Source organism: Candidatus Deferrimicrobiaceae bacterium, from assembly GCA_035256765.1.
In the GTDB taxonomy this organism is placed as follows: Bacteria; Desulfobacterota; Deferrimicrobia; order Deferrimicrobiales; family Deferrimicrobiaceae; genus CSP1-8.
The window spans coordinates 1-7,597 of record DATEXR010000313.1 but is presented as its reverse complement, the minus strand read 5'-3'; the positions used below and the strand labels follow the sequence as shown (position 1 = coordinate 7,597).

Annotated in this window: 9 protein-coding genes; 2 read left to right on the top strand and 7 right to left on the bottom strand. The window is 63.4% G+C overall.

The window, feature by feature from the left end; all coding sequences use genetic code 11:
• The first annotated feature begins 299 nt into the window (after nucleotides 1–299).
• Nucleotides 300–1,637, top strand: a complete 1,338-nt coding sequence (gene chrA / locus VJ307_10955) for a chromate efflux transporter (GenBank protein ID HJX74655.1) — start codon at nucleotides 300–302, stop codon at nucleotides 1,635–1,637.
• Nucleotides 1,638–1,676: 39 nt separating this feature from the next.
• On the opposite strand, the gene VJ307_10950 is transcribed toward chrA, so the two are convergent.
• The 7 genes from VJ307_10950 to VJ307_10920 form a co-directional block, all read right to left on the bottom strand.
• On the bottom strand, nucleotides 1,677–2,102 hold the full coding sequence (locus VJ307_10950) for a phage holin family protein (protein HJX74654.1): 426 nt from the start codon (nucleotides 2,100–2,102) through the stop codon (nucleotides 1,677–1,679).
• Nucleotides 2,103–2,160: 58 nt separating this feature from the next.
• Nucleotides 2,161–2,979: a dihydrofolate reductase family protein gene (locus VJ307_10945; protein HJX74653.1), complete on the bottom strand. Its 819-nt coding sequence runs from the start codon at nucleotides 2,977–2,979 to the stop codon at nucleotides 2,161–2,163.
• 375 nt (nucleotides 2,980–3,354) lie between these two features.
• Complete coding sequence (locus tag VJ307_10940) at nucleotides 3,355–3,561, bottom strand: hypothetical protein (GenBank protein HJX74652.1); 207 nt, start codon at nucleotides 3,559–3,561, stop codon at nucleotides 3,355–3,357.
• Between the two features lie 21 nt (nucleotides 3,562–3,582).
• A complete protein-coding gene (locus VJ307_10935; GenBank protein ID HJX74651.1) occupies nucleotides 3,583–4,209 on the bottom strand; it encodes a ChaN family lipoprotein in 627 nt (208 codons plus the stop codon).
• 26 nt (nucleotides 4,210–4,235) lie between these two features.
• Entirely contained in the window at nucleotides 4,236–5,612 is a 1,377-nt protein-coding gene (locus VJ307_10930; GenBank protein ID HJX74650.1) for an NAD(P)(+) transhydrogenase (Re/Si-specific) subunit beta, read from the bottom strand.
• Nucleotides 5,609–5,905 carry an NAD(P) transhydrogenase subunit alpha gene (locus tag VJ307_10925; GenBank protein ID HJX74649.1) on the bottom strand — a complete coding sequence of 99 codons (297 nt, stop codon included), beginning with the start codon at nucleotides 5,903–5,905 and terminating at the stop codon, nucleotides 5,609–5,611. Before VJ307_10925 ends, VJ307_10930 begins: the two co-directional genes overlap by 4 nt.
• 21 nt (nucleotides 5,906–5,926) lie before the next feature.
• Nucleotides 5,927–7,051, bottom strand: a complete 1,125-nt coding sequence (locus VJ307_10920; protein ID HJX74648.1) for a Re/Si-specific NAD(P)(+) transhydrogenase subunit alpha — start codon at nucleotides 7,049–7,051, stop codon at nucleotides 5,927–5,929.
• Between the two features lie 103 nt (nucleotides 7,052–7,154).
• On the opposite strand from VJ307_10920, the gene VJ307_10915 reads away from it, so the two are divergent.
• The gene (locus VJ307_10915; protein HJX74647.1) at nucleotides 7,155–7,544 is read left to right on the top strand and encodes a transposase; all 390 of its coding nucleotides are present in this window, start codon (nucleotides 7,155–7,157) and stop codon (nucleotides 7,542–7,544) included.
• Nucleotides 7,545–7,597 lie beyond the last annotated feature (53 nt).

Genomic DNA, 7,597 nt, shown 5'->3' with positions numbered 1-7,597 from the left:
TTGATCGGCGCCGCACCGAATGCCATTGCCTACGCCTCAGGGCAGTTTACCGGCGGTGAATTCTTCAAATACGGTATTATTCCTTCCATTCTATTGATGATTATTCTTGCGATAGCGCTGTTTACCATCTGGCCCCTTTTCGGGATGCCGATATTGACCAGGTAAGTAAAAGACTGGCGCGCCTGGGAAGACCCGAACTCCCGACCCGCTGCTTGGCATCCAGACCGCCGGGGAGTTTTGGAACGGGCATCCCCACCTGCACGTCCTGGCGAGTGTCCGGTTTCATGGGGTAACTCCACATGGGTATGGATGCTCAAAACCCGGTTGCGTGGTGTGAAGTGTCGCGGGTCAAGCTCTGGCACATCGCCCGCACTTTTCTGGGAATCGGGCTGTCCTCTTTCAGCCTGGCTGCTCTGGGAGAGGCCAAGAGCTGGGTGACCGAAAAGAGAAGATGGTTCACCGACGATGAGTACATGGAAGGGCTCGGGCTCGTCCAACTCCTGCCCGGCGCGCCTACGGTAAATCTTTCGTCCTATTTGGGCTTTCGCCTGCGCGGTTTACCGGGGGCTGCGGTGGCCACGGTTTGCTTTCTGACCCCCTGCTTTCTGCTCATGCTGCTGCTCTCTCACCTCTATCTGAAGTATGGCGAGATGCCCGTCGTTTCCGGTCTGTTTCGCGGCCTGGGAGCACTCGTGATCGGTCTTGTCTTCAACACCATCCTCAACCTCTGGAGATCAGGCGTAAAGACGGTTTTCCACTGGCTGATGGCTTTTGCCGGTTTTGCCCTGGTTTTCTGGTTCCAAATGGGGGTCGTAAAAATACTGCTCATCGCCGGCGGCGCCAGCCTGCTCATGGTTCTTCTCCTTCGCCGCTTCCCGCTCCTGGCCCGCTGGACGGGCGGTTGGAGCGGTCTGTGGAAGAAGGGGGGATTGGCATCCGGCAACCTCGGCGCCGACACCACCCGGCAGTCGCTAAGCAAAGCGGGGCCACCCGCTGAATCGGATTACGTTTCCGCCTGCAGCCAGGTGCCCCTGCCCCTCCATGGGAGAGACGTGACCCTGTTGGTCGTCTGTTTGTCCCTGGTCCTCACCGCAGACCTGCTCCTCATTCGCCTGCGCCCTGAGTTGATGCAAATGGGCGCCAGGTTCCTGCGGATCGGAGCGCTGGTTTTCGGCAGCGGTTATGCCATGCTTCCTTTCATCCAGGACACTGTGGTCAACCAATTCGCTTGGTTGACCAACCAGCAGTTCGCCGTCGCGTTGGCCCTGAGCCTGATTACCCCCGGCCCGGTGACGATTATCGGCACGTTCATAGGGTACAAGGTGGCCGGCGTTGCGGGGGCTCTGGCAGGCATGGTGAACATGTACTTTCCCGCCTGGGCCATGACGACGATCGTCGCTGCGCCATACGCCAAAGCCGGCCAGGTGGGCTACGTCAAGCAAGTCATCGGTGGTATCGTTGCGGCATTTCTCGGTACTCTCGTAGTCGTCCTGATCAAACTGGGCGTCGATACTCTGGTCGATATTTCTGCCATTGCAATGGCCACGGCCGCTTTTGCGGTGCAGCGATTCGTCAAGATTGACACGATTTGGATCGTGCTCGGCGGCGCCCTTGTGTCCCTTGTACTTTTCCGCTAGTTCGGATTTGTTATGGCTCAGAGGGGCTTGCCGTACCGGTCATCCGCAAGATTCAAAGACCACGTCGGCCGGCGCGAAGGTCCCTGAAACTCCCCGGGCGGTCTCCACCGCTTTTCGACCACTTCTTCCCCGATCCATTTCCAAGGACTTACGGACCGCAGGAAGGCGACCGGGGACCGGACTTCTCCCATCCTCCCCTTTCACCTCGACGCCCGACGTGTGCGTGGAGTTCGGGTTGGCGGCCAACCGGAGGGAAGTGCCCTCTTGGTTAGAAAGCGAAAAAAGAAACTTCCTACGAGGGAACCCATTGACGTGGAGGTCGGGGACGATGGCGGAGACGAGCCACAGGAGCAATCCGTTGATCACCACGAAAGCCACGGCGAGCGCCGCCATCGGTCCGTCGGCCGACATCACAGTCGGAAGCAGGTAGGCGATCAGCAGGATAGCGATGGCATTGGCGCCCATTCGAACAATGAACGGCATGGATTCAAGTATGCCGCGTGAAAAACCCGTTTGTGAAACGTTATACGGATGCCTCCGTCGCAAACACATACCTCAAAAACAGGTGGCTGCCGGCACGTTTCACCCCGGCAAGCGATCCCCAGAGGGGACGCTCCGGGCCAAAACGCTTCCCCGCAACGAATCCGGGACGCTCGACGGACCCATCCCGCCCGGCAACTTGCGGAGCGAGCGTCAAAAAAAGCTCATCCAGGCATTTCTCGGCGAAGAAATTTCCCATCAACCGCGGTCCGCCCTCGACAAGGAAGATTTCCCCGGGGAGGAGACGGCCGACCGCGGAAAGAATCGCCCGGGCGCTGATTGCGCCCTCATTCTTCACTTCCCCGATGACGACGGAGGGGGGAAGGTCGCGTTTGCGGATCCGGTCGGCGCCCTCCGGGGTCGTAACGACCAGCACTTTCACTGTCCCGGACCGGAAGACGGGAAGGCCCGGATCGATCTCGCCGCGCGCGGTGACGATGACGTTCAACGGGGGGTCGTTCTTCCCCAACGCGGCTCGCAGCTGCCGGTACGAGTCGGAAAGCGCCGGGCAGACGTACTCCGCGGTCCAGAGGTGCCGTGGTTCGGAGCGAAGCGTCCCGGCGCCGACGATCACCGCGTCGGCGACCGACCGCAGCAGTCCCATGACCATCCGGTCGTGCGGGTTGGAACCGCTGATGGGGCCCCCATCCGCCAGGCCGGGGGCGGAAAGAGAAGCAACGCCGTCCAGTGTGGTGACGAAGTTGCCAATGACGTACGGCCGGTCTTCGTGCGCCGGGAATCGGAGGGAACCGTAGAGCGCCGTAAGCTCGGGGGTCAGAGGAAAAACCTTTCCACGGCCCATGTCATAGAAGGACTCCAGCGGCGCCAGGGGATCCATCGCGCACGCCGCCCGTTAACGGGAGCTGGGCTCGAAGCAATGCAGCCCGCACGCTACATCAAATGGGGTCCGAAGCGATGGGTCGCTTGCGCAATTCCCGCGCCGGAACATCGTGCGTGTGAGCGGCGCGGTTTCTCGACCCCCCCCCATCGGATCCGCCGAAACACAGCGGCTGCTCGCGTTCATGTTCGATAAATATCCCCGGTGTTCATGCTCGCGGTCCGGGCTCATCGGTCCTCCTGGAGCGGAATGAAAAACCATTTTATCTCCCTCCGGGAAAAATATCATTATCGCGACCGCGCGCCGTTGCTTATACGCCGGCCGGCCACCACAGGAGCTTCAGGCCGCCTCGCCAGCAGCAGGCTTCCGAAGGCCACCAGGCAGATCGCCGCGCCGACGTAGAAGGCGGCGGCTTCGTTCACACCGGTGCGGCTTCTTGCCGGGGATCGGGAAGAACTTCACCCGGAGCGATTTCTCGACGCCGTCCCGGCGGACGGCCACCATTGCCTCATCCCCCTCCTTCTTTTCCCGCACGCGCAGGAACACGTCCGTGACATCCTTCCCCTTTTACCCGTCGAAGGAGAAGATCCGGTCGCCCGTCAGGATTCCCGCCTTTTCCGCGGGAGAGCCCTGCATAACCCCTTCCACGAGAACCTCGTTGTCCTTCTCCACGAGACGGACGCCCATCGCCACCCGCTTCCCCTCCAGCCCTTCGTACGGAACCCACCAGACGAAGTCGGCGGGGATGTTGATCTCCTCGGGCAGAACGATGGCGTAGGGCATCGGCATTCTCCGGAGGTAGTCGACGACGCGCACCGCCATCGTCTCCTCCCAGAGGAGCTGAACCCGGAAGAACGCTTCGAACATCCCTTCGGACGGCAGGTGGGCGCCGTAGACCGCTTTCATGGCCGCGCGCTGATACGGGTCAGGCAGGCCGACCTCGGGGAGCGTCGCCTTCAGGAACTCGAGCTCCGGGAGCTCCCCCTTCGTCCACCGGTCCAGGATCTCCTGGTCCGGCTCCCGGAACATCTCCATCCCGATGGCGACTTTCCCGGGATACCGCCGGTAAAGCTCCCGGAGGATCAGGAGCTCCACGCGGTGGGCGTGCAGGTTGTCGTGCGTTTCGCCGACCGGGAATGCTTTCCTACAACGAACCTGAAACGATACTCGCTGGTTAGGCCCGACTACCCGAATGCAGGGATGAAAAAATCAAACCGAGGTTACCGGCCCACGGCAAGTTCCTTGACGATGTCCCCCACGACCCCCTTGGCGTCGCCGAAGACCATGAGCGTTCGGTCCATGGAATACAGCTCGTTGTCGATCCCTGCGAACCCCGGGTTCATGCTGCGCTTGATCACCATCACCGTGCGCGCCTTGTCCACGTCGAGAATCGGCATCCCGTAGATCGGGCTTCCCCGGTCGTGGCGCGCCGCCGGGTTGGTGACGTCGTTGGCGCCGATGACCAGCGCCACGTCGGCCTGCGGGAACTCGGAGTTGACGTCGTCCATCTCCATCAGCTTGTCGTACGGGATGTCAGCTTCGGCCAAGAGAACGTTCATGTGCCCGGGCATGCGTCCCGCCACCGGGTGGATGGCGAACTTCACCTCGATGCCGGCCTTCGTCAGGACGTCGTACATCTCGCGGACCTTGTGCTGCGCCTGGGCGACCGCCATCCCGTAGCCGGGAACCACGATCACCAGGCTCGCCGCCTGGAGGATGCCGGCGGCCTCGTCGGGCGTCGCGCTGCGGACCGTGCGCAGCGAAGGCGTGGCCGCGGCCCCCGCCTGCACCTGGCCGAACGCCCCGAACAGCACGTTGGTGAACGAACGGTTCATCGCCCTGCACATGATCACCGAAAGGATGAAGCCCGAGGAGCCGTCCAGCGCACCGGCGATGATCAGCAGCTTGTTGTTGAGGACGAACCCCATGGCCGCGGCTGACAGCCCTGCGTAGGAGTTCAGCAGCGAGATCACCGTGGGCATGTCCGCCCCGCCGATGGGGACGATGAGCAACACGCCGAATACCAGCGCCATCGCCCCGAAAACGGGGAACAGCCGGGTGGCCTCCGGCCGCGCGGTCAGGTACGCGCCGGCGGCCACGGCGAGTCCGATCAGCGCCAGGTTGAGGACGTTCTGGTGGCGGTAGGTGATCGGCCTCGTGGGAAGGATCTCCTGCAGCTTTCCGAAGGCCATCAGCGACGCCGTGAAGGTGAGAAAACCCAGCAGCACCTCGAGGGACAGGGCACCCATGGTGAAGCGGTCGAGGTTGGGCGTCCGCAGGTAGTACTCGGCGGTGCCCACCAGTCCCGCCGCCAGCGCCCCGAAGGCGTGGGAAAGCGCGGTTCGCTGCGGCACGGCGGTCATCGGCATCATCGCCATAGGAACGCCGATGGCGGTGCCCGCCACGAACGCGATCGCGATCCAGCGGTAGCTCACGATCTCGGGCTTGAGCAGCGTCCCGCACACCGCCAGCGCCATCCCCGCGACGCCGATGATCACTCCGCGGCGCGCCGTGGCCACCGCGGAGAGCCACATCAGGGCGAGGATGAACGAAATCGCGGCGGCAAGGTAGATCAGGGGGATGAACGAGTCGATCATGACTTGTCCTTCCCGCTCTTCCTGAACATCCGCAGCATCCGGTAGGTGATGAGATAGCCGCCGACGATGTTGATCATCGAGCAGGTTACCGCCAGGGTTCCGAGGACGGTGGAGAGGGTGGTCTTCTGCTCGCCGGCCACCAGGATGGAGCCGACGACCGCGATGGCCGAGATGGCGTTGGTAAGCGACATCAGCGGAGTATGCAAAAGCGGCGACACCCGGCGGATGACCTGGAAACCGAGGAACGTCGCCAGGACGAAGATGTACAAGCCCAGTTCAAGATCCGTGCTCATACGGATGAGTCTCCTTCCCTTTCAGGCGCGCCGCACTTCGCCTTGATGCGTCACCAGTGCGCCGCGGAGGATCTCGTCGTCCAGGTTGAAGTCGAACCGTCCGTCTTTCCAGAACGCCAGCACGAACGAGGTCAGGTTCCGCGAATACAGGGTGCTCGCGTGCCACGGCAGCTCCGCCGGCAGGTTGAGCGGCCCGCAGATCGTCACCCCGTGCTCCACGACGGTCTGGCCGGGCCGGGTCAGGTCGCAGTTGCCGCCGGCCTCGGCGGCCAGGTCCACGATCACCGAGCCCGGCCGCATCGCCCGCACCATCTCCGCGGTGATGAGCTTTGGCGCCTTCACGCCTCCGATCAGCGCCGTCGTGATGACGGCGTCGGCGGCGGCGCAGCGCGAGGCGATGAGCTCCGCCTGCCTGCGGTAGAACTCCGGGGAGAGCTCCTTTGCGTAGCCGGAAACGTCCTGGGCGCTCTCCGCGGTCTCGACGCCGACAAAGCGCGCGCCCAGGCTCTCCACCTGCTCCTTGACTGCCGGGCGCGTGTCGGTCGCCTCCACGGAGGCGCCCAGGCGCCGCGCGGTGGCAATCGCCTGGAGTCCCGCCACGCCCGCGCCGATCACAAAGACCTTGGCGGGAAAGACCGTACCGGCCGCGGTCATGAGCATCGGGAAGTACTTCGGCAGCGTGTTGGCCGCGATCAGCACTGCCTTGTACCCTGCGATGTTCGCCATGGAGGAAAGCGTGTCCATGGACTGCGCCCGTGAGATGCGGGGAATCCGGTCGGTGGAGAACGCGCTGATCTTCCGCGCCGCAAGTTTCTCCACCACGTCGGGATAGCGCACCGGGACCAGCGTGCCGAGGAGCATCGCCCCTTCCCGCATCATGTCCGCCTCGTGCCGGCCGAGTGTCGGATGGAGATCGGGAGGCTGCACCTTGAGGACGAGGTCGGCGCTCCCCAGCAGTCCGGTGACGTCGGTCTCGATCCCCCCACCGGCCTCGCGGTAGGAATCGTCGGAGAAGAACGCCGCTTCCCCGGCGCCGCTCTCCACCGCCACCTGGACCCCCGCCTGCACCAGCTTTTTACACGATTCGGGTACGAGGGCGACCCGCTTCTCCCCCTCCCGGATCTCCCTTACCACCGCGATTTTCATGGCCTCCCCGCAGGTTCCGCAGCGAAAAAGTCGTGAGGACAACGTGTTCGATGCAAATTATAACGAAAAATCGGCGGGAGAAGGGAAGACTGGCGAACCTGGCATGTTGCGGTTGGCGGCGATGGAAGGCAGGCCCTTGTACGAAGACGTCTACTGCGCCCGCGGCGAGAGGGAGAACCGGATCAAGGAGCAGCAGCTGGCCCTGTTTGCGGACCGGACCTCGACGGCCCACTTGCGGTCGAATCCGGTGCGGTTGTACCTGTCGTCGTTCGCTTACGGCCTGATGCAGGCGCTGCGCCGGCTGGGACTGGCCGGCACCGAGATGGCGAAAGCCCAGTGCCAGACGATCCGGCTGAAATTGCTCAAGGTCGGGGCGCAGATCAAGATCACGGTGCGCAAGGTCTGGCTTCACCTCTCGGCGGGACATCCGAGCGCCGAACTCTTCGGCGTGGTGTATCGAAACCTGGCGGCACGTCCCGCGTTGCGCTGCTGAAAAACCCCGTCCCCCCTCGTCCGATCGTCCCGCAAACCACGGCCAACAGCCGA